This is a genomic window from Streptosporangium subroseum (assembly GCF_900188345.1).
Taxonomy (GTDB): domain Bacteria; phylum Actinomycetota; class Actinomycetes; order Streptosporangiales; family Streptosporangiaceae; genus Streptosporangium; species Streptosporangium subroseum.
Map to the genome: position 1 here is coordinate 1 of NZ_FZOD01000039.1, position 19,229 is coordinate 19,229.

The 19,229-nt window shown below is 68.8% G+C and carries 21 protein-coding genes; 9 read left to right on the forward strand and 12 right to left on the reverse strand.

Features of this window, described 5'->3' with window-relative positions; genetic code table 11:
- From CHC08_RS30450 to CHC08_RS30480, 7 genes are all read right to left on the reverse strand, one after another.
- Positions 1 to 491, reverse strand: a 491-nt coding sequence (locus CHC08_RS30450; protein WP_476718287.1) for an inositol-3-phosphate synthase, incomplete at its 3' end; no start/stop codon positions are given.
- 52 nt (positions 492 to 543) lie between these two features.
- Positions 544 to 1,428: a lysophospholipid acyltransferase family protein gene (locus tag CHC08_RS30455; RefSeq protein ID WP_089210823.1), complete on the reverse strand. Its 885-nt coding sequence runs from the start codon at positions 1,426 to 1,428 to the stop codon at positions 544 to 546.
- On the reverse strand, positions 1,425 to 2,165 hold the full coding sequence (locus tag CHC08_RS30460; RefSeq protein WP_089210824.1) for a GNAT family N-acetyltransferase: 741 nt from the start codon (positions 2,163 to 2,165) through the stop codon (positions 1,425 to 1,427). Before CHC08_RS30460 ends, CHC08_RS30455 begins: the two co-directional genes overlap by 4 nt.
- A gap of 14 nt (positions 2,166 to 2,179) precedes the next feature.
- A complete protein-coding gene (locus CHC08_RS30465; RefSeq protein WP_089210825.1) occupies positions 2,180 to 3,061 on the reverse strand; it encodes a DMT family transporter in 882 nt (293 codons plus the stop codon).
- Complete coding sequence (locus tag CHC08_RS30470; protein ID WP_179282299.1) at positions 3,058 to 3,693, reverse strand: DedA family protein; 636 nt, start codon at positions 3,691 to 3,693, stop codon at positions 3,058 to 3,060. Before CHC08_RS30470 ends, CHC08_RS30465 begins: the two co-directional genes overlap by 4 nt.
- A gap of 190 nt (positions 3,694 to 3,883) precedes the next feature.
- Positions 3,884 to 4,117, reverse strand: coding sequence for a hypothetical protein (locus CHC08_RS30475; RefSeq protein WP_143653400.1), 234 nt, complete (start codon positions 4,115 to 4,117; stop codon positions 3,884 to 3,886).
- The gene (locus tag CHC08_RS30480; protein ID WP_089210879.1) at positions 4,110 to 4,439 is read right to left on the reverse strand and encodes an ArsR/SmtB family transcription factor; all 330 of its coding nucleotides are present in this window, start codon (positions 4,437 to 4,439) and stop codon (positions 4,110 to 4,112) included. The genes CHC08_RS30475 and CHC08_RS30480 overlap by 8 nt, the downstream gene beginning before the upstream one ends.
- A 175-nt stretch (positions 4,440 to 4,614) precedes the next feature.
- Here CHC08_RS30480 and CHC08_RS30485 point away from each other — a divergent pair, with 175 nt between their 5' ends.
- The 6 genes from CHC08_RS30485 to CHC08_RS30510 all read left to right on the forward strand — a co-directional run bounded on the left by CHC08_RS30485 (position 4,615) and on the right by CHC08_RS30510 (position 11,178).
- Entirely contained in the window at positions 4,615 to 7,164 is a 2,550-nt protein-coding gene (locus CHC08_RS30485) for a DNA translocase FtsK (protein ID WP_089210828.1), read from the forward strand.
- Positions 7,165 to 7,246: 82 nt separating this feature from the next.
- Positions 7,247 to 7,987, forward strand: coding sequence for a helix-turn-helix domain-containing protein (locus CHC08_RS30490; protein WP_089210829.1), 741 nt, complete (start codon positions 7,247 to 7,249; stop codon positions 7,985 to 7,987).
- An 80-nt stretch (positions 7,988 to 8,067) separates the two neighbouring features.
- The gene (gene rimO / locus CHC08_RS30495; RefSeq protein WP_089210880.1) at positions 8,068 to 9,477 is read left to right on the forward strand and encodes a 30S ribosomal protein S12 methylthiotransferase RimO; all 1,410 of its coding nucleotides are present in this window, start codon (positions 8,068 to 8,070) and stop codon (positions 9,475 to 9,477) included.
- A gap of 25 nt (positions 9,478 to 9,502) precedes the next feature.
- Entirely contained in the window at positions 9,503 to 10,108 is a 606-nt protein-coding gene (gene pgsA / locus CHC08_RS30500) for a CDP-diacylglycerol--glycerol-3-phosphate 3-phosphatidyltransferase (protein ID WP_089210830.1), read from the forward strand.
- Positions 10,105 to 10,608, forward strand: a complete 504-nt coding sequence (locus tag CHC08_RS30505) for a CinA family protein (protein WP_089210831.1) — start codon at positions 10,105 to 10,107, stop codon at positions 10,606 to 10,608. Before pgsA ends, CHC08_RS30505 begins: the two co-directional genes overlap by 4 nt.
- A gap of 207 nt (positions 10,609 to 10,815) precedes the next feature.
- Entirely contained in the window at positions 10,816 to 11,178 is a 363-nt protein-coding gene (locus CHC08_RS30510; RefSeq protein ID WP_089210832.1) for a helix-turn-helix domain-containing protein, read from the forward strand.
- Here CHC08_RS30510 and CHC08_RS30515 read toward each other — a convergent pair.
- From CHC08_RS30515 to CHC08_RS30525, 3 genes are all read right to left on the reverse strand, one after another.
- The gene (locus CHC08_RS30515) at positions 11,175 to 11,966 is read right to left on the reverse strand and encodes an Fpg/Nei family DNA glycosylase (RefSeq protein WP_089210833.1); all 792 of its coding nucleotides are present in this window, start codon (positions 11,964 to 11,966) and stop codon (positions 11,175 to 11,177) included. The genes CHC08_RS30510 and CHC08_RS30515 overlap by 4 nt on opposite strands.
- Positions 11,967 to 12,136: 170 nt before the next feature.
- Positions 12,137 to 12,586 carry an RrF2 family transcriptional regulator gene (locus tag CHC08_RS30520; RefSeq protein WP_089210834.1) on the reverse strand — a complete coding sequence of 150 codons (450 nt, stop codon included), beginning with the start codon at positions 12,584 to 12,586 and terminating at the stop codon, positions 12,137 to 12,139.
- Between the two features lie 31 nt (positions 12,587 to 12,617).
- Positions 12,618 to 14,291, reverse strand: coding sequence for a condensation domain-containing protein (locus CHC08_RS30525; RefSeq protein ID WP_089210835.1), 1,674 nt, complete (start codon positions 14,289 to 14,291; stop codon positions 12,618 to 12,620).
- Positions 14,292 to 14,703: 412 nt separating this feature from the next.
- Between CHC08_RS30525 and CHC08_RS30530 the strand changes: the two genes are divergently transcribed.
- The 3 genes from CHC08_RS30530 to CHC08_RS30540 all read left to right on the forward strand — a co-directional run bounded on the left by CHC08_RS30530 (position 14,704) and on the right by CHC08_RS30540 (position 16,635).
- Positions 14,704 to 15,882 (forward strand): ROK family transcriptional regulator, encoded by a 1,179-nt coding sequence (locus CHC08_RS30530; protein ID WP_089210836.1) that lies wholly within the window; start codon positions 14,704 to 14,706, stop codon positions 15,880 to 15,882.
- A gap of 212 nt (positions 15,883 to 16,094) precedes the next feature.
- Positions 16,095 to 16,325 (forward strand): hypothetical protein, encoded by a 231-nt coding sequence (locus tag CHC08_RS30535; RefSeq protein WP_089210837.1) that lies wholly within the window; start codon positions 16,095 to 16,097, stop codon positions 16,323 to 16,325.
- The gene (locus CHC08_RS30540) at positions 16,315 to 16,635 is read left to right on the forward strand and encodes a type II toxin-antitoxin system PemK/MazF family toxin (protein WP_089210838.1); all 321 of its coding nucleotides are present in this window, start codon (positions 16,315 to 16,317) and stop codon (positions 16,633 to 16,635) included. Before CHC08_RS30535 ends, CHC08_RS30540 begins: the two co-directional genes overlap by 11 nt.
- A gap of 291 nt (positions 16,636 to 16,926) precedes the next feature.
- On the opposite strand, the gene CHC08_RS30545 is transcribed toward CHC08_RS30540, so the two are convergent.
- Together CHC08_RS30545 and CHC08_RS30550 are read right to left on the reverse strand one after the other, a co-directional pair.
- Entirely contained in the window at positions 16,927 to 17,376 is a 450-nt protein-coding gene (locus CHC08_RS30545) for a helix-turn-helix domain-containing protein (protein ID WP_089210839.1), read from the reverse strand.
- A 251-nt stretch (positions 17,377 to 17,627) separates the two neighbouring features.
- Positions 17,628 to 19,139, reverse strand: a complete 1,512-nt coding sequence (locus CHC08_RS30550; protein WP_089210840.1) for a glycoside hydrolase family 3 protein — start codon at positions 19,137 to 19,139, stop codon at positions 17,628 to 17,630.
- Positions 19,140 to 19,229: the final 90 nt, after the last annotated feature.

Here is a 19,229-nt window from a genome sequence, read left to right on the forward strand (position 1 = left end):
ATGAACACCGGCAGCGCGTTGACAAACGCGACCTTGGCGTCGATCGCGCACTGGGCGTAGAAGCGGTCGGCCTCCTCCGATCCCACGGGCAGGTAGGAGACCAGGACGTCGACCTGGTTGTCCTTGAGGACCTTGACGACGTCCACCGGGGCTTCGTCGGACTCCTCGATCATCTCGCGGTAGTACTCGCCGAGGCCGTCGAAGGTGTGACCGCGCTGGACGGTGATGCCCAGCGGCGGTACGTCACAGATCTTGATGGTGTTGTTCTCCGAGGCCACGATCGCCTCGGAGAGGTCACGCCCGACCTTCTTGGCATCGACGTCGAACGCCGCGACGAACTCGACATCGCCCACGTGGTAGTCGCCGAACTTGACGTGCATCAGGCCCGGCACCCGCGTGCCGGGGTTGGCGTCCTTGTAGAAGTAGACGCCTTGGACAAGTGATGCCGCACAGTTGCCGACACCCACGATGGCTACGCGCACCGAACCCATTCGGTTCTCCTGTCGCTGTATAGGGTGATTCGCGTTGCCATCAAAGACCAGATCAGGAGGCGGTCACCAGGGCGTTGTCGGATACCGGACACCGCTCTTTCGGGTATTGGACGGCAGGCGCGACCGTGTCCGGGCGCAGCGCTCCGGACACCGCCGCCCAGGCCAGCCCGGCCAGGACCCGCCGGTCGTACCGGGATCCCGGCAGGTCGCCGGTCGCGATCTCGGGCAGTTCGATCACCTCGGCGACCACCCCGCTGGAGCGCACGATCCTGCGCATGGAGTTCGCCATGGTGTCCTCGCCGAGGTAGGCGGGATCGGTGGCCATCCGCCCGCCCGCGCGGTATCGCAGGGCCAGCGGCCGTACCGGCACTCCCGCGTCGATGGCGGCCTGGAAGAACGCCGGGTGGAAGCGGCCTATCTCACCCCCGCACAGGGTGGTGGCCTCGGGGAAGACCACAACGGTGTCGCCCTGGCGCAGCGCCTGGGTGACCTTCTCGATCGTCACCGGCAGCAGGCGCAGGTTGTCCCGGTCGTGGAAAATGGTCCCGGAGCTCGCCACCACGGCGCCGATCACCGGCCAGGTGCTCACCTCGATCTCCGACACCATCCGGCAGGGCCGCCAGGCGGCCAGCACCAGCGGGTCCACCCAGGAAATGTGGTTGGCCACGACCAGCGCGCCGTGCGTGGCCGTATCGGAGGCGCTGACCGTCCTGCGGATGCCGAGCGCCCTGACCGCCACCTTGGTCCACGCCCTGGCCAGGCGGGCGCGTAGCGGGGAGCGCAGCAGCCGGGCCACCACCGAGAGCACCACCGCGACCGTCACCAGACCCAGGGCGGCGAGATACCTGGACAGGCGGAGCCGGATCCCGGCCGATGCCGCCGGCGGGGTGATGCAGGAACGCGGAGTGCACGGCGAGACGGGCAACCAGGGGCTCATGCGGTGGCTCCGAGCAGGTGACGGATGTGGCGGGAGTCGATCTCGTCCGTGGACAGCAACATGAGGAAGTCGGCGGTGTGGAAGGCGGCGTCGTAGGCGGGCGGGCCGCAGACCCGCGCGCCCAGCCGCAGGTAGTCGCCGAACGGCGACGGCAGCGGGATCCGATCGGGATCGGGTGCCGAGCCGGCGTTCCAGGCGGTGATCGGAACGACCCGGTGCCCGGCCCAGGCCAGGTGGTCCCGGCGGACCCGGTTCCAGACGGCGGAGGCCTGGCGGCCCCCGTCGCGCAGCGGCACCGAGCAGCTGCCGACGAGCCAGGCGCGGCCGCTGTCCAGCAGGTAACGGGTGACGCCGGTCCGCAGCAACTTCAGGACGGCGCCGTCACGGTGGCCCGGGTGCACGCAGAACCGGCCGATCTCGACCATCGAGCCGCGCAGGTCCGCCAGCCGGGAGAGGTCGAACAGCGTGTCGGAGTAGAGCGGCTCGTCGTCCTCCGACGGCAGCAGCCGGTAGGTGCCGACCGCCAGGCCGGTGGCGTTCTCGCGGACGATCAGGTGCTCGCACCGCGTGTCGAACTCGTCGATGTCGATGCCGGGAACGGGCGAGTCGAGCCGGACGCCGGGTTCGCCGGTGAAGACCAGGTACCGCAGGCGCAGCACGTCCCACACGTCGGCGCTGTCCTGGGCGAGGGAGATCGAGTAAGCCGGGGTGTTCGCGGGCGCGTTGAAGACGGACATTGGCGGGTTCCTTCCTACGCGGGGGAGGAGACAGGGATCGGCCGCTCGGCGGCCTCCGGCGCCGGGCTGATCCTGGCCAGCGCGACGGTTCCGGCGAGGACCAGGGCTCCCGCACCGAGGGCGGCGAGCAGGCTGGCGGGGTCCGACGGAAGCCGCTCGTGCAGGATCAGCGCGCCGATCGTCACGGCGGTGAGCGGGTCGGCGATCTGCACGGTGGCGTACGCGACCCCGAAGTGGCCGGTCGCGTAAGCGCTCTGCAGCAGGGCCAGCGCGGCGGCGGCCACCACCGGCATCAGGAGGGTGATCCAGCTGAGCAGGTGGGACAGGTCATGCATCGCACCGTTGGACAGCACCCGGTTCAGGGTGGCGGCCGAGGCGTACATCACGCCCGAGGCGACGGCCAGCAGTATGGCGCGCCCGTGCGTGGTGGACCGCTGCCCGACACGGTGGCAGACCAGCGCGATCAGCACGGCGCAGGGCAGGAAGCGCAGGATGTCGAGGGCGGTCAGCGTCGGCCGCACTGTGGTGGGCGGAATGACCAGGACGAAGGCGATCAGTCCGGCGGTGACCGCACCCGCGGCGACCAGCTCCGCCCGGCTGGGGCGACGACGGTGCAGCGCGGCGGCGATCGGCACCGCGAACATCAGGCTGGCCACGGTCACCGGCTGCACGACCGTCAGCGGGCCCAGGCCGAGCGCCATGAAGTGGCCCACCCCGCCGACCAGGATGGCCAGACCGCCCAGCAGCCAGCGCGGGCGGCGTACCAGCAGCTTCAGCCGCCCGAAAAGGGTGGAACCGGTGGTCCCGGCGGCCTCGTGCTGCTGCAGGGCCGCGCCGAGTGCGAAGGAGAGCGAGCCGGCGAGCGCGACCTCGGCGGCGAGAAGGGTTGAGCTCATCGGGTCCGCACCTTCCTGCTCACGGTGGCCGCGGTCAGGATGACGAGCACGAGCACGGCCGAGACGGCATAGCCGATCCGGCTGCCGTGGTCGTGGAAGGCGCTGCCGGCCAGGGAGCCGATCCCGAGGTAGGTCGCCGCCCACACCGTGCAGGCGGCGGCCTCCCAGGCGATGAATCGCAGGTAGGGCATGCCCAGGGTTCCGGAGACGACCGGCACGATGGAGTGCAGCATCGGGACGAACCGGCTGGTCACCAGCGCCCATCCGGTGTTCCGGCCGCTCGCGAGCCGCTCGGCGTGGGCCCAGCGGTCCTCGCCGAGCTTCATGCCGAGGTGTGAGGTCCTGATCCGCGGGCCGAACCGGCGGCCCAGGAAGTAGCCGAGCGTCTCGCCCAGCATCGCCCCCGTGGCCGCCACGGCGACCAGGGAGAAGTATTCGGCGGGGGAGCCGACGGTGACACCCGAGACCAGCACCGCGACGTCGCCGGGAACGACGAGGCCGACGAAGAGCGAGGTCTCGGCCATCATGAACAGGAACGTGGTGAGCGCGACGACCGTGAGCGACTGCGCGGCGAGGCTGTCGACGAGGCTCAGCGGTGAGATCATCGCGCACCGCCGGAACACGGGCGGCACGACTTGCATGACGAGTGCACGGTGTGCTGTCCTTCCATGGGACGTAAGTACTGGTCAGCACGGTTTTCGCGGTGAAGTGAGTTGGTGCTCGCCCGCGAGTTGTGCTTGGTACGTGATCCCGGCTTGCCGGCCGGGTGAAAAGTGATCCCGCCGTGGGTCGTCGAGTTGCCGCTCGACGACCCACGTTCGTTTAGTCGATCTCCTTCAGCAACCGCTCCACCTCGGTGAGACGGCTCCGGAGCTCGGCCAGTTCATCGGCCGCGCGGGTCTGGGCCAAGACGGCCTCATGGGCCAGCATCCGGTAGCTCTGGTCCTTGGAAGCCTCGATCTTGATGCGGTAGGTCGCCAGGCCCTGCCAGATCACCACCCCAAGGAAGATCGCGACGATGACGATGATCCCGAGGGCGAAGAGGTTGTCAAACATCGGAGCCACCGCCCGAGAGGGTCTTCGCGGCCTCGGCCAATGTCTCCGGCGTCAGCACGATCTCGAACTGCGCCAGTTCGTAGAACTTCATCGCCTTTCCGTCCTCCGACAACTCAAGTGATCCGTTCACCAGTCCCGCCGCCTCCAGCTTGCGCAGATGCACGGTGAGGAGTGGTCTGCTCATGTTCATCTCCCTTGCCAGCTGGCTGACATATTGCCTTCCGTCGGCCAGGACCGCGATCACGCGCAGCCGATGAGGGTTTGACAGGGCGGAGAGCGCTGCTATGAGCGCGTCGCCGCTGACATCATTCGGCTTGCTCACCACCTCGACCTTTCATGTGTAAACAAAAGCTTTCATGAGGTGTGGATAGTTGTCAACGGCAAACGGGAGCGGTCATGTGGCGCTAATCGGTTTGCCATGCCCGTTTGGGCACGCTTCGCGGTGCTCCCGGCGAGTCTCCGCCCGATACACCATTCGCCTCGCTAGCCTCCCTACCATGGCCACCCGTACGTCTAAAGGCGCCTCAGGAAAGCCCCCCGGCAAGGGGGCCTCTGGTCGGTCCGGGTCTTCCTCGGCCCGTACGGCTCCGGCCAAACGGGCGTCCACCACCCGGGCGAGGAGCACCACCTCCTCGGGCCGGGCGAAGACCACGACCTCCTCGGGCCGCAGGCCCCCCTCGCCGCAGCATGATCCGATCACCTGGGTGCTCACCGTGATCGGCAAGCTGTTCATGGGGATCTGGATGCTGCTCGCCGGGAGCATCGGGGGCGCGGCGCGCGCCCTGGGTCAGAACGCGCGCGAGCTCGACCCGGTGCACCGCAGGGACGGGCTCGGCCTGGCGGTGTTCGCCGGGGCGATCGTGCTGGCCGCCATGACCTGGCGTGAGGACGTGGGCACGGTCTCCGGCGTGGTCAACGACGTCATGCACGGCGTCTTCGGCTCGCTGACCTGGCTCATCCCGGTCCTGCTCGTGCTGCTGGCCTGGCGGCTGCTGCGCCACCCGGACCAGAACGCGGACACCGGCCGCATGATCATCGGGTGGTCCGCCCTCACCGCGGGAGTGCTCGGCATCGTGCACGTCGCGCAGGGCACGCCGTACCCCTCGGGGGGCGGTTCCGACGGCATGGACAAGGTGTCGGCCGCCGGTGGCATGATCGGCTTCATCATCTCGGCGCCCCCGGCCAGCATCCTGCCCGTCTTCATCACCATCCCGCTGCTGCTGATCCTGTCCGGGTTCGGGGTCCTGGTGATCACCGCCACCCCCGTGCACCGGGTTCCCGAGCGGCTGTCCGAGATCAAGCACATGCTCTTCAACCGGGAGACCCCGGCCACGCCCCGCGCGCCCAGGAAGCGGCCCTCGCGCAAGAAGCCGGCGAGCGAGGGGCCGATCGGCGACAACGTCAAGCCGTACGACACGCCCGTCATCACCGAGTCGCCCGACAAGCTCGCCGGGCACTCCCCGGAGATCGTGCCCGGCCTGGCCGAGGAGGACGAGGAGGAGGCGCCGGTCCGCAGCGTGGAGCCGCCCGCGCCGACCCCGGCGCCGCGCAAGGTCGAGCAGCTCGTCCTGTCCTCGCAGTCGGGGCCGTACACCCTGCCGGAGACGCAGCTCCTGCGCCCCGGCAGCGCGCCCAAACCGCAGACCAAGGCCAACACCGTCGTGGTCAACGCGCTGACCAGCGTGATGGAGCAGTTCGCCATCGACGCGCAGGTGATCGGCTTCACCCGGGGTCCGACGGTGACGCGCTACGAGATCGAGCTCGGCCCCGCGGTCAAGGTCGAGAAGGTCACCGCGCTCACCAAAAACATTGCTTATACGGTCAAGTCGGCAGATGTCCGGATCCTGAGCCCGATCCCCGGCAAGTCGGCGATCGGCGTCGAGATCCCGAACACCGACAAGGATCTCGTCTCGCTGGGAGACATCCTGCGCTCCCCGGTCGCCCAGGCCGACCACCACCCGATGATCGTGGGTCTCGGCAAGGACGTCGAGGGCCGCACGATAGTGGCCAACCTGGCCAAGATGCCCCACCTGCTCATCGCCGGAGCCACCGGCGCGGGCAAGTCGGTCTGCGTCAACGGCCTGATCACCTCGATCCTGATGCGCGCCACCCCGGACGAGGTCCGGATGGTCCTGGTCGACCCCAAGCGGGTCGAGCTGAGCGTCTACGAGGGCATCCCGCACCTCATCACGCCGATCATCACCAACCCCAAGAAGGCCGCCGAGGCCCTGGAGTGGGTGGTGGGCGAGATGGACCGCCGCTACGACGACCTGGCCGCCAGCGGTTTCCGGCACGTCGACGACTTCAACAAGGCCGTGCGCGCGGGCAAGCTCGTGCCGCCACCGGGCAGCGAGCGGGTCTACACGCCGTACCCCTACCTGCTGGTGATCGTCGACGAGCTCGCCGACCTGATGATGGTCGCCCCGCGAGACGTCGAGGACTCCATCGTCCGCATCACCCAGCTCGCCCGGGCCGCGGGCATCCACCTGGTGATCGCCACCCAGCGCCCCTCCGTGGACGTGGTCACCGGCCTGATTAAGGCCAACGTGCCGTCCCGCCTCGCGTTCGCCACCTCCAGCCTCGCCGACAGCCGGGTCATCCTGGACCAGCCGGGCGCGGAGAAGCTGGTCGGCCAGGGTGACTCGCTGTTCCTGCCGATGGGCGCGAGCAAGCCCATGCGCCTGCAGAACGCCTTCGTCTCCGAGAAGGAGATCGGCGAGATTGTCGCGCACTGCAAGACCCAGATGCAGGCCGAGTACCGCCAGGACGTCACGGCCGCGGCCTCCGTCAAGAAGGAGATCGACGACGACATCGGCGACGACCTCGACCTGCTGGTCCAGGCGGCCGAGCTGATCGTGACCACCCAGTTCGGGTCGACCTCGATGCTCCAGCGGAAGCTGCGGGTGGGCTTCGCCAAGGCGGGTCGCCTGATGGACCTGCTGGAGAGCAGGAGCGTGGTCGGACCAAGCGAGGGGTCGAAGGCGCGCGAGGTTATGGTCAAGCCCGACGAGCTTCCAGGACTACTCGCCGACCTGCGTGGACAATGACGCCCCCCGCCGTACGGCTCCCATTTGGTTACTGATTGAATGGGACCCACTACGCAGCGTCGGGGGCTGAAGGGCGTGCGCTATGGGTATTGGCAGCGATCTGGCGGAGGCCCGCCGGTCGATGGGACTGACCGTCGGGCAGCTGAGCGAGCGCACGCGCGTTCGTGAGGCGCTGATCCACGCTATGGAGAGGGAGGACTTCTCCCTCTGCGGGGGTGACTTCTACGCGCGGGGGCACGTTCGCAACGTCGCCAGGGTCCTCGGGCTCGATCCCGAGGCCGCGGTTCACCGATACGACGAGCAGCGCGGGGACGTGCCGCCGCCGGTGCGGGCGGCCAGAGTGTTCCAGGCCGACACACCGATCAAGATCCACGAGCGCCGTTCGCCCAACTGGACGATGGCCATGGCGGTAGCGCTGATCATCCTCGCGGTCTTCGGCGTGGTGAAGACGATGGGCGGGCAGAGCGCGCCCACGGCGGAGATCTTCCCCGCCCCGACGAAGGTGCCGCCGTCCAAGGCGGCCGACCCGCGCCGGGCCGCGTCGCTGGCCGCCGAGAAGCGGGGCGAGCTGGTCGTCGTTCAGGTCAAGGCGAAGCGCACGTCCTGGCTCGACGTGAAGGACGGGGGCGACCACGTGCTCTTTTCGGGCACGCTCAAGGCGGGCAGAACTTCCGTCTGGAAGGCGAAGAAGAAGCTGAAGGTCACCTTCGGCGACGGCGGAGCCGTCCTGCTGCAGGTGAACGGCAAGGACATGGGTGCTCCCGGCCGTGCCGGGGAGGTTCTCAACCGTTCTTACGGGATCGCGGAACCCCGGAAGCCCTAGCCGTTCGCGCGGTTGCAACGGGGTTGGAATGGGGGAGGTGCATCGGGTAGTGGCCAACTCCCGATACCGTAGTGTTCACCATGTCATCCCGCCGAACCGCATCGCTGATCACACTGGGCTGCGCGCGCAACGAGGTCGACTCCGAGGAGCTCGCCGCGCGTCTTGAGGCTGCCGGCTGGCAGGTGGGCGACGACGACCCAGATGTCATCGTCGTCAACACCTGCGGCTTCATCGACTCAGCGAAAAAGGACTCCATCGACACGTTGCTCGCCGCGGCCGACTCCGGGGCCAAGGTGGTCGCCGCGGGCTGCATGGCCGAGCGCTACGGCGACCAGCTCGCCGAGGCGCTGCCCGAGGCCACGGCTGTCATCTCCTTCGACGACTACACACAGATCGGCAGGCGTCTCGACGACGTGCTGGCGGGCACACCGCTCGTCCCGCACAGTCCCCGCGACCGCCGGACCCTGCTGCCCATCTCCCCGGTCGAGCGCGCCGCCGCGCCAAAGGTCAACATCCCCGGCCACGGCGAGCTGCCCGAGGGAGTGGCCCCGGCCAGCGGCCCCCGGCCGCTGCGCAAGCGCCTGGGCGACGGCCCGGTGGCCTCCCTGAAGCTGGCCTCCGGCTGCGACCGGCGCTGCACGTTCTGCGCGATCCCGGCCTTCCGCGGCGCCTACGTCTCGCGCAACCCCTCGGAGCTCCTCGGAGAGGCCGCGTGGCTGGGCGAGCAGGGCGTCAAGGAGCTCGTGCTGGTCAGCGAGAACTCCACCTCATACGGCAAGGACCTCGGTGACCTGAGGGCGCTGGAGAAGCTGCTGCCCTCCCTCGCCGCGACCGAGGGCATCGAGCGGGTGCGCATCAGCTACCTGCAGCCCGCCGAGCTCCGCCCGGGGCTGCTGGAGATGATCGCCTCCACCGAGGGGATCGCCTCCTACTTCGACCTCTCCTTCCAGCACGCCAGTGGCTCGGTGCTGCGCCGGATGCGCCGCTTCGGCGACCCCAAGCGCTTCCTCGACCTCCTGGAGTCGGTCCGGGAGATCGCTCCCGAGGCGGGTGTGCGCTCCAACTTCATCGTGGGCTTCCCCGGCGAGACCGAGGAGGAGTTCGCCGAGCTGGTGGCCTTCCTCGAGGAGGCCAGGCTCGATGTGATCGGCATCTTCGGCTACTCCGACGAAGACGGCACCGAGGCGGCGTCACTCCCCGGGAAGCTGGACCAGGAGACCGTAGACGCCCGCGTGGCCGCGCTCACCGAGCTGGCCGAGGAGTTCATGGCCCAGCGGGCCGAGGAGCGGATCGGCACCGAGGTGGACGTCCTGATCGAGGAAGACCTCGGCGACGGCGGCTACGAAGGCCGTGCGGCCCACCAGGGGCCCGAGGTCGACGGTTCTGTAACGGTCCAGGGCATCGGCCTGGTGCCGGGTCAGATCGTCCGGGCCGTTGTGGTCGACTCGGAAGGGGTCGACCTGATCGCACGGATCAAGGCGGCCACATGAGCGCGCCACCGGGCCGGGAGGGCGTATGACCAACCCGCCAGAGACGGGCACCGATTCGACCGCGGCATCCATGGCCCCCAAGGTGAGCGCCTGGAACATCGCCAATGTTGTGACGGTGATACGACTGGCGATGGTTCCGTTCTTCGTGGTCTGCCTTTTCCTGCCGGGATCCGGCTGGCGAGCCGCGGCTCTGGTGGTCTTCATGGTCGCCTCGCTCACCGATCTGCTCGACGGTGAGCTGGCCCGCCGTTACGGCCTGATCACCGATTTCGGGAAGATCGCCGATCCGCTCGCGGACAAGGCCCTCATCGGTGCCGCGCTGATCAGCCTCTCGATCCTGGACGAGCTTCCCTGGTGGATGACCATCGTGATCCTGGGCAGGGAGCTCGGCGTCACCATCCTGCGATTCGCGGTCATCAGGCACGGGGTCATCCCCGCCAGCTACGGTGGCAAGGTGAAGACCGTCCTGCAGATCGCCGCGATCGTCTCCTACATCTGGCCGGGAGTGCCGGAGCCGATCCGCTGGATCGTCATGGGCGCGGCGGCCATCGTGACGGTGGGCACCGGCCTCGACTACGTGATCCGCGCGATCAAGCTGCGTCAGGTGGCGAAGCAGGCGCGGGCCCGATGAGTCACCGTCTGCGCAGCTCCACCAACGTGCTCTCGCTCCTCGTCCGCGAGGGGGAGACGGTGTCGGTGGCCGAGTCGCTGACCGCCGGCCTGATCGGCGCGGCGCTCACGGCCCCCTCCGGGGCCTCTGCCGCCTTCGTGGGCGGGGTCATCTCCTACGCCACCGAGCTCAAGCATCGCCTGCTGGAGGTCCCTGCGGGCCTGCTGGAGCGTGAGGGGGCCGTGCATCCGGAGGTCGCCGCGGCCATGGCCGACGGCGTCCGCCGCCTCACGGGCTCCACGTACGGCCTGGCGGCCACCGGAGTGGCCGGTCCGGAGCCGCAGGACGGTAAACCGGTGGGCACCGTTCACCTTGCCGTTAGCGGCTCAGATGGGCGGGTATGGCACCGAGATCTACACCTCGCCGGGACGCGTGAGGAGATTCGCGAATGGACTGTGAACGAGGCCGTGGACCTGCTCCAAGGCGTGCTGGAGGCGAGCGTGAGGGAACATTCCGGATGATTACCGCGTTACGTCCCCAGCGAACATGCCCGCCATGGTCTGCCGTGGTGTCCGTGGTTACGGGTACGGTGGAACTGTGAGTGATGTAAAGGTCAAGCGATGATGACGGCGAGGAGTATGTACCAAGGGTCGCGTTCAAAGAACGGGCGGCACGAACCGGTCGCGCGGAGTGTTGTCAAGGCATCCGCGCCGGGGAGGGAGCGACAGATGGTCCTGCTGCGTCAGCTGCTCGGTGACGTGCTGCGGCGGCTGAGGGTGCGGCAGAGTCGCACCCTGCGTGAGGTGTCCACATTGGCTCGTGTTTCTCTCGGATATCTGTCCGAAGTGGAGCGCGGTCAGAAGGAGGCCTCCTCAGAGCTGCTCGCGTCGATCTGCGGTGCCTTGGGCGTGCCGCTTTCACAGGTGCTGCGTGAGGTTTCCGATCAGTTCGCGTTGGCCGAGCTGCAGCATGCGCCGGTGCTGGCAAATGACGTCCCCGAGCGGGAGCGTCTGCCGATTCCGGAGACCGTGCCGCCAGGTGCCATCCCGGACTCCGTCTTTCCCGAGGTCAACGACATGGTCGCCGCCTAGTCGGTCGGTTCTTCCGGCTGGCAGTGGCCGCACCAGATGATCAGCCGTTCCTGCGGCTGTGCGCCCATCTCCCCACGACTGATTCGACGCCCGCAGCGCAGGCAAGGCCTTCCGGCCCTGCCGTAGACCCAGGTGCTCCGTCCCGGACGGAGGTCACCGGTCGTCACCCTGCTCGGACGTTCCTTGTTGGCGTCCATCAACCGGTGCGCCAGCGTCACGATCGTTCCCAGGTCTTCGACCATGCCCACGGGCCGCCATGGCGAGACTTTCGCGAGGAACAACGTCTCGGCCCGATAGATGGTGCCGATCCCCGCCAGGTTGCGCTGGTCCAGAAGCGCCTCCCCGATGCTCGTCTCCGGCCTCCGCGCCAGCCGTCGCACGGCCTCGGCCTCATTCCAGTCGGGCCCCAGCAGGTCGGGCCCGAGATGCCCGACGAACCGGGCCTCCTCATCTGCCGGGACCAGGTCGACCATGCCGAGTCGCACTCCCGCCGCCTGCCACTCCGCGTTGGCGAGCACCAGACGGATCACGTCGCCCGGGGGCAGCCGACGGCCGGCGGGTGAGATCTGCCAGCTGCCCTCCATCCGGAGATGGGTGTGAACGGTCAGCCCGCCCTCGACGCGGGTGAGCAGGTGCTTGCCGCGTGAGACGGTCTCCAGCACGGTCCGGCCGGTGAGGTCGGCCGTGGCGTGACGTGGCACGCGGAAGTCGGAGCGGGTCAGGACCCGGCCGTCGAGTGCCCGGCCGAGCCGTCTGGCGGTGCGGTAGACGACGTCACCCTCGGGCATGGGACCTGCCCAGCGGCCCAAGCGGCACGACCCGGGTGGGCACGGCCCGGTTACGAGGCCGGCACGATATGGCTCGGGTGCGGGACCTGAGCGGCACGGCCCGGGTGGGCACGGCCTGGATACGAGGTCGGCGCGGTACGGCTCGGGTGCGGGACCTGAGCGGCACGGGTCTAGTCCCAGGCGGCGGGGTCGGCGGACAGCTGCCGGACCCTCTCCGGGAGGGCTCCGGTCGCCACGTTCTCCAGCGTGACCTCCTCCAGGATCGCCCTCTCGTTGGCGCGCAGTGCGATCCAGACCTGCTGAAGGGACTCGGCGGGGCCGCGGTAGTCGACGTGCTCGGGACGCTCGCCCCGCACGTTGGCCAGCGGGCCGTCCACGGCGCGGATCACATCGGCAAGACTGATCTCGGCGGCCGGGCGGGCCAGCACGTAACCGCCCTCGGGGCCACGCTGGCCGCGGACCAGCCCGGCTCGGCGCATCTGAAGCAAAATGTTTTCCAAGTATTTAGGGGGCATGTCCTGCTCTTTCGCCAGCTCACCCACGGTGGTAGGTCCGTCACCCGCAGCGGCGAGTTCGGCGGCGGCACGTAGGGCATAGTCGACACGAGCGGATAGACGCATGTAACCGATTATCCCGCCTGCTATTGATTCCTTATGCGCGAGGCCCGCGCAAAATGAAATCTCGGCCGTCGCCTTCGGCGATCACAGGGCTCTGCAGCCACGTTTCGCCGGGCGCGGGCTCGTGGATGACGTAGTGGTGGGGCGCCATGGCGGAGGTGCGGCCCTGGAGCAGGGCGAGGCAGGCGGCGTGAATCTCCTCCGGCGTTCCGGAGGAGAAATGGCAGGTCAGACGCCCATTGGCGTCGTGGATCACCCGGTGAGGCCGCCCGCCGACGGCCTCACCGACCAGCCGCTCGACCGCGTCGAGGCTCACCCAGCAGGAGTCGACGTGGATCCAGCCGGGGCCGTACTCGACGGGGGCGACCCCGGCGATCGCCAGGACATCCGACAGACGAACAATTCGGTTCTCGGCCCTGATCAGCAGCTTGACGAGCCCGGTCCCGAAGGCCTCCGCCTCCGTACGCGTCATGACCCGGGGGTCGATCCAGAACGTCAGGTCCACCTCCTCGTCCTCCAGTCGGTTGGCCCAGAGCGCGAGATGGGCGGGGAGCGAGGCGGCGGGCAGCCAGTCGCATTCGATCTCGGCGGACGGCGCGGGCTCGCGCGCCGAGACGGTGACTCCGCTCATGTCGTTGAAGACGCAGTCGCGCGCGAAGTTCACGCCCCGCTCGGCGTTGACGGTCTCGATGACCTCCCAGAGCGCGGTGGAGTCGAACCGGCTGTGCTGGTATCCGGTGAGTGAGGCGGTGCGGAAGCGGCGGATCGCCTCGTCGAAGGTGGAGACGTCGAGGTCGGCGGCCATCAGGGCGTCCTGGGCCAGCGGCCCGACATAGTCGCGCAGTTCGGGACGGACCCGGTTGCTCGCCAGCGAGGCGATCACGCAGGTCCGCTGCGCGTTGCGCAGGCCGATCAGGACCCCCAGCGCGGCGAGGACGACCGCGGAGCGGCTGGCGCCGGTACGGTTCGCGATGGCGCCCAGTGCCCCGCCCGCCACCGCGGAGCGGACCCGGAGCCGGGGGCAGATCGCGTCGGCGTCGGGCACCTCGTCGATGTCGATCGCGAACATGGACTGCGGAACCCGCCGAAGCTGGGTCTCCCAGTGCCGCAGGGCCGCCGCGGTGCGGCGCCGGGAGAGCGGTCCTCCCTCGGCCTCGGCCAGTTCGAGGGGCTGCGTCGGGCACGGCGAGAGTACGGCGCCGCCCCGGATCAGGCGCTCCCACTCGCGCATGACGGTGGCCAGGCCGATCGCGTCCACCGAGGTGTGGGGAAGCACGAAGACCGCCAGGCGTGGCACGTTCCGCTCGGTGATCACGGCGACCCTGATGGGAAGCTCCGCCTCCACGTCGAACCGGGTGCCCTGCATCCGCAGGCCGACCTCCTCCGCGAGGTCGGCGAGGCCGGATCCGCCTCCGCCGGGCTCGACATCGTGCACCTCGACGGGGAGCGCGCCCGAACCGCTCACGCACTGGGTATCGGAGTGGATGGTGGCCCGGAGACCCTCGTGCCGGGAGAGCAGCCGGCCGACCGACTCGGCGACGGCATCGAGGGTCGTGCCCGCCGGAAGGCGTTTGACGACGCGGAAGTTCATGTGGAGCGGCGGGTCGCGGAGCACGCAACGCGCCATGTTGGCCTGTCCCATCGTGACGGGGCCGTACCGGGTCGGCTGTCCCGTGTATTCGGCTGCGATCGTGATGACGGTATCCATGTCCAGACCTGCCTCGCCACGCGCGGCAAGGGTCTTACTAAAAAGAACCTTTACCGTTTTCGGGAGTGTTCCATGCGGTGGGCGAGCGTCGCAAGACTTGCTTTCCGGGCACAAGGCGGATACGGGGGGACGACACAGTGGCGTGGAGGAAACCCCAGGTGGGAGAGGCTCTCGGGGCCGAAAACCAGGAGTGGGACGGCCGAAAAGCCGGAGAGCCCGAGGGACGGGCGGCGCGGGGCCGGGGCCGCCGGGCGGAGGAGAACCTCCGGCGCGGCACGGCGGGGGGCACCCCCGTGGCCCCCCGCGAGGCCTCCGCGGGGCTAAACTATCAGGAAGCTTTATTAATGAATAGAACCGCTATTTTTGATTGAATATAATTACGACGGGGAAACGGCGACAAGAGAGCATGCGTATGGAGCGACGTCCTGGCGTGCCCAGGCTACTGAGGGAGATCAACGACAGGGCCGCCCTCGAGCTTCTGCTCGCCTCGGGACCACTGACGAGAGGCCAGATCGGGGAGCTCACAGGCCTTTCCAAGGTGACCGCGTCGCAGACGCTCGCCCGGCTGGAGGGGCGCGGTCTGGTCGAGGTGGCAGGGGAGCAGGCCGGGGGTAGAGGGCCTAATGCGGCGCTTTATGGGATTATTTCCTCCTCGGCCTATGTGGCAGGCCTGGATGTCGGACCGGAATTCGTGACGACCGCCATCGCCGATATCCACGGGGAGATCGTGGCCGAGGTGAAAGTCGCGCCGAATGGGCACGACGATCCGGTCGCCCTCGTGCACAGCGCGGTCGTCAAGGCCTGCCGGTCGGCCAAGGTGGCGCTCTCCAAGCTGCGGGCGGTTGTGATCGGCACCCCCGGTGTGGTCGACCCTCGGAGCGGGGACGTGCGGTTCTCCTTCGACCTGCCGGGATGGCACGAGGGCATCCACGAGCGACTCGCCCGCGACCTGCGCCGCGACGTCAAGATCGAAAACGATGTGAACCTCGTCGCCCTCGCCGAACGCACCCTGGGCGCCGCCCGTGACGCCGACGACTTCGTACTGCTCTGGGTGGGCCGCGGCATCGGCCTCGGTGTAGTGCTCGGCGGCCGGCTGCACCGCGGCCGGTCGGGCAGCGCGGGCGAGATCGGCTATCTGCCGGTGCCCGGCGTGCCCCTGGCCGAGGACGTGCGAGCCGTGCCGGGAAGGCTGCCCTCGCTCGCCGGTGGCCTGCAGTCCCTGGTCAGCGCCGAGGCGGTGGCCGAGCTCGCCGAGACGTACGGCTTCTCGGGTGGCAGCGCCGCCGAGTGCGTGGCGGCCGCGGTCAAGGCGGGGGAGCGGGGAGAGCCCCTGCTGAACGAGATCGCCGGGCGGCTGGCGCTGGGTGTGGCGTCGGTGTGCGTTGTGCTCGACCCCGGGCTCGTGGTGCTCGCCGGAGAGGTCAGTCAGGCGGGCGGAAGCGCGCTCACCTCCAGGATCGAGGAGGCGGTGGCCCGCATGTGCCCGATCCGCCCGCAGGTGGTGCCCACCGCGGTGGCCGGTAACCCGGTGTTGCGCGGTGCCGTTCTCGCCGCCCTCGACCAGGCCCGTGAGGAGATCTTCGCCTCCTGAGGATCCCACCAGAACTGACTCCTCAAGCGTGCTGTGAGAGCGTGCGCCTCATCCTCGATCCGCAGCCGTCTGCTGGGCGGCGGTGGAGGGCGCTCAAGACGGGGTGGATCGTCGACTGTGTGGCGGGCTCCACAATTTGATCACTGTGAGCATCTGAGTGATCACTGAATTTAGTCGAAGACCTGCGGGATGCCTAGTCGTACAGTGAAGATATGGGCATGTTGACCGTTGATCTCGACGCCAAGGCGGAGAAGGCCTTGAACGAGCTGACCTCCGATGGTCGTTCCGCGACCGAAGCTGTCCGCGAAGCGCTTGTCATCGCTCAGCGTCTTCACCGCATGGAACTGGCTCGGATCGCAGCCGAGAGGCTGGCCAACGATCCCGCCGACAGGGCCGAAGCAGAAGCGATCATGAAGGACACGGAGCACCTGCGTGCGTGGTGACGTGTATCGACTGCGCGCTCCCCGCGACGCGATGGCCCATGAACAGCGAGGCGAGCGTTTCGCCGTGATCCTTCAGTCGGACTTCCTGACCCATCTCTCCACCGTGCTCATCGCCCCCACCTCGGCCAGCGCGCCTGCCGCACCTTTCCGCCCCGAGGTCGAACTCCTTGGTAAGCAGACACGAATCATGGTCGAGCAGACCATGGCCGTTGCCCCGCATCGCCTGGGCGATTTCGCGGGACGTCTGGACCCGGCCGAGCTTGAAGAGATCGATGACGCCCTGCACACCGTCCTCGGCATGCTCCAGTAGCGGAGGCGGAAAATAAATCGAGTCGACTTCCCTCTGCCGTAGCCTCACAGCGGGTCCGGATTACGGCAGGAGGATCGGGTGATCTGGGACTTCCACCCCTGGCGCTCCTTGCCGAACTCGTTCGCCTTCACGCCATCGATGAAGGCGTCTCACTCGGCAGCGGGAAAGACGGGTTGAGGCCATCGAAGTCCTTAGAGCCGCGCCCAGTGATTGGCTCGGAATGCTCGGCCATTTGGTCGGAGCCGTCCCGGTGCTTCGGCGGGCAAGGCTTTGGCTCGGTGAGCTGAAAGGTCAGTACGGTAGCCCGGCCTCTTCGATCGCGTCGGCGATCTGCCGGCGTCCTTCCTTTCGGCGGTCGCGAGCCGCCTGGAACGCCAAGATATCGGCGAGACGCACCACCCGGTGGCGACTTCCGGGCAAGCACGTCGACGGAATGTCGCCGGAGTCGAGCAGGCGGGCGACGAACGGGCGAGACAGACCCAGCATCTCGGCAGCCTCGGCCGGAGTCAGTTGCGTTTCGGAAGCCATGATGGTGACCGCGTGCCCGATTGCCAGCTCACCCGCTGAAGCGATGAGAACCTGAACCAGTTCGATCGGAAGGACCAGCTCGCTGCCATCGGATGTTCGCAGCACCACTTCGACCTGGTCGGCTGTCATCCGGCTGGTTTCGGTCAGTGCGTTCTGATGGGACGGGCAGGGGACGACCCTGGTGGCCTTCGCCAGGACACTGGTGCGCGCCATATTCGCCTCTCCTTCGTACCAGGCAACACTCTATATCTGAAATAACTGTAACTTCGAAGGTGAGCGCAGGCAACCGAGCCGAAGTTCCGGCCGGTTCAGGGCCTCTGCGAGAGGTTCGCCTGCGAACGATCGCCAACGTCCAAGTGCGGAGTCGCCGCAGGGTGTTTGTTTTCCGCCGGACTGTGAGAAATGCCTCCGGCCACGCTGCTTGTCGTGCGACCACGAGGGTTTCTCGGAAGACCGGGGTCACTTCAGGGGGAGCTGGTCCGGGCCGTCGAAGAATGGCCGGTCAGGAGTTCGGCCGCGGCCCGGCCGGAGGCGGTCGTCGCGCCGTACGTGGTGATGTGCGTGCCACCGGGTGTCTCGGGCCCCGGCAACCCCATCTCCACCACGATCGCGTCGGGACGCCGCGACAGCAGGGCGTCGAGCCGGGCTGACAGCCAGGCGTGCCGGTGGGCGTCGCGCACGGCGATCACCAGGGGGCGGCCGTCGGCCTGCGGTGGAAGCGGGTCCTCGGCTCCGAGCCGTACCGCGGTCGTGCCGGGGAGCAGCTCGGCCAGCGGCGCGGCGACGCCCCAGGGGGTGGCCCGGTCGATGGCGATGTTCGTCTCGGACACGAACTCGATCACCTGTGGGGCCGCGGTCAGTGGGAGCCCGTCGCCACGGACCCGCACGGCTCGCCTGGCGGCCGCGAGACCGGCCGATTCCGGCGTCTGAGCGGTGGCCGAGGTGGCCCGGCGCCGTTCGGCGGACCACGCGGCCAGGCGGCGGACCCGGGAGGCGGCCTCGGCCAGGCGCTCCTCGGGGAGCGTGCCGTCGATCACGGCGGCCATGATGGCGTTGCGGATGAATCCGACCACTCCGGCTCCCTTGCGCTCGCCGCCCACGCAGATCGCGTCGGCGCCGGCGGCGAGGGCGCGGACGGCCGCCCCGGTCACGCCGTACCGCTCGGCGACGGAGGGCATCTCCACGCCGTCGGTCACGATCAGCCCGTCGAAGCCGAGCTCCCGCCTGAGCAGCCCGACAAGGATGCGGCTGCTCATGGTGGCGGGGGAGTCGGCGTCGTAGGCGGGGACGAGCAGGTGACCGGTCATCACGGCCCGGACCCCGGACTCGATGGCCGCCCGGTACGGCGGGAGCGTGGTGACGGCGAGCTCCTCGGCCGAGTAGGACACGGTCGGCAGATCGGTGTGGGAGTCCGTCGCGGTGGCGCCGTGGCCGGGAAAGTGCTTGGCGCAGGCGGCCACCCCGGCCGACTGGAGGCCGGTGACCCACGCGCGGGCGTGCCGGGCGACCAGCAGGGGGTCTGCGCCGAACGCGCGGGTGCCGACGACGGGGTTGTCCAGGTCGGAGTTGACGTCCACCACGGGGGCGTAGTTCAGGGTGATGCCCGCGAGGGCCAGGTCCCGCCCGATCTCGCGGGCGACCCGCTCGGTCAGCTCGGGATCGTCCACCGCGCCGAGCGCGAGGTTTCCAGGACGGGAGCTGCCGGTGAGCGCCTCCAGCCGGGTGACGTCGCCGGCCTCCTCGTCGGTGGCGATCACCACGTCCGGGTTCTCCGCGCGCAGGGCCGCGGTCAGTGCTCTGATCTGCACACTGTCTACAAGATTGCGGGAGTAGAGCGCAACCCCGCCGAGACCCTCACCGAGCCGCCTGCGCAGCCAGTCGGGCACCTCTGCACCCACGAACCCGGGCTGCAGCACGGTGTTGGCAAGTCCGGCGAGTTCGGGGCTTCCACCACTGAGTTCCCCGCGAACGGTCATCGACGCCTCCAGGTCGGTTCGCCGCAAGCCGCTTGTCTCGGGCGTAGCACATGTGTAGCATTCAAATGCTGGAATAGACAGGAAACTTTC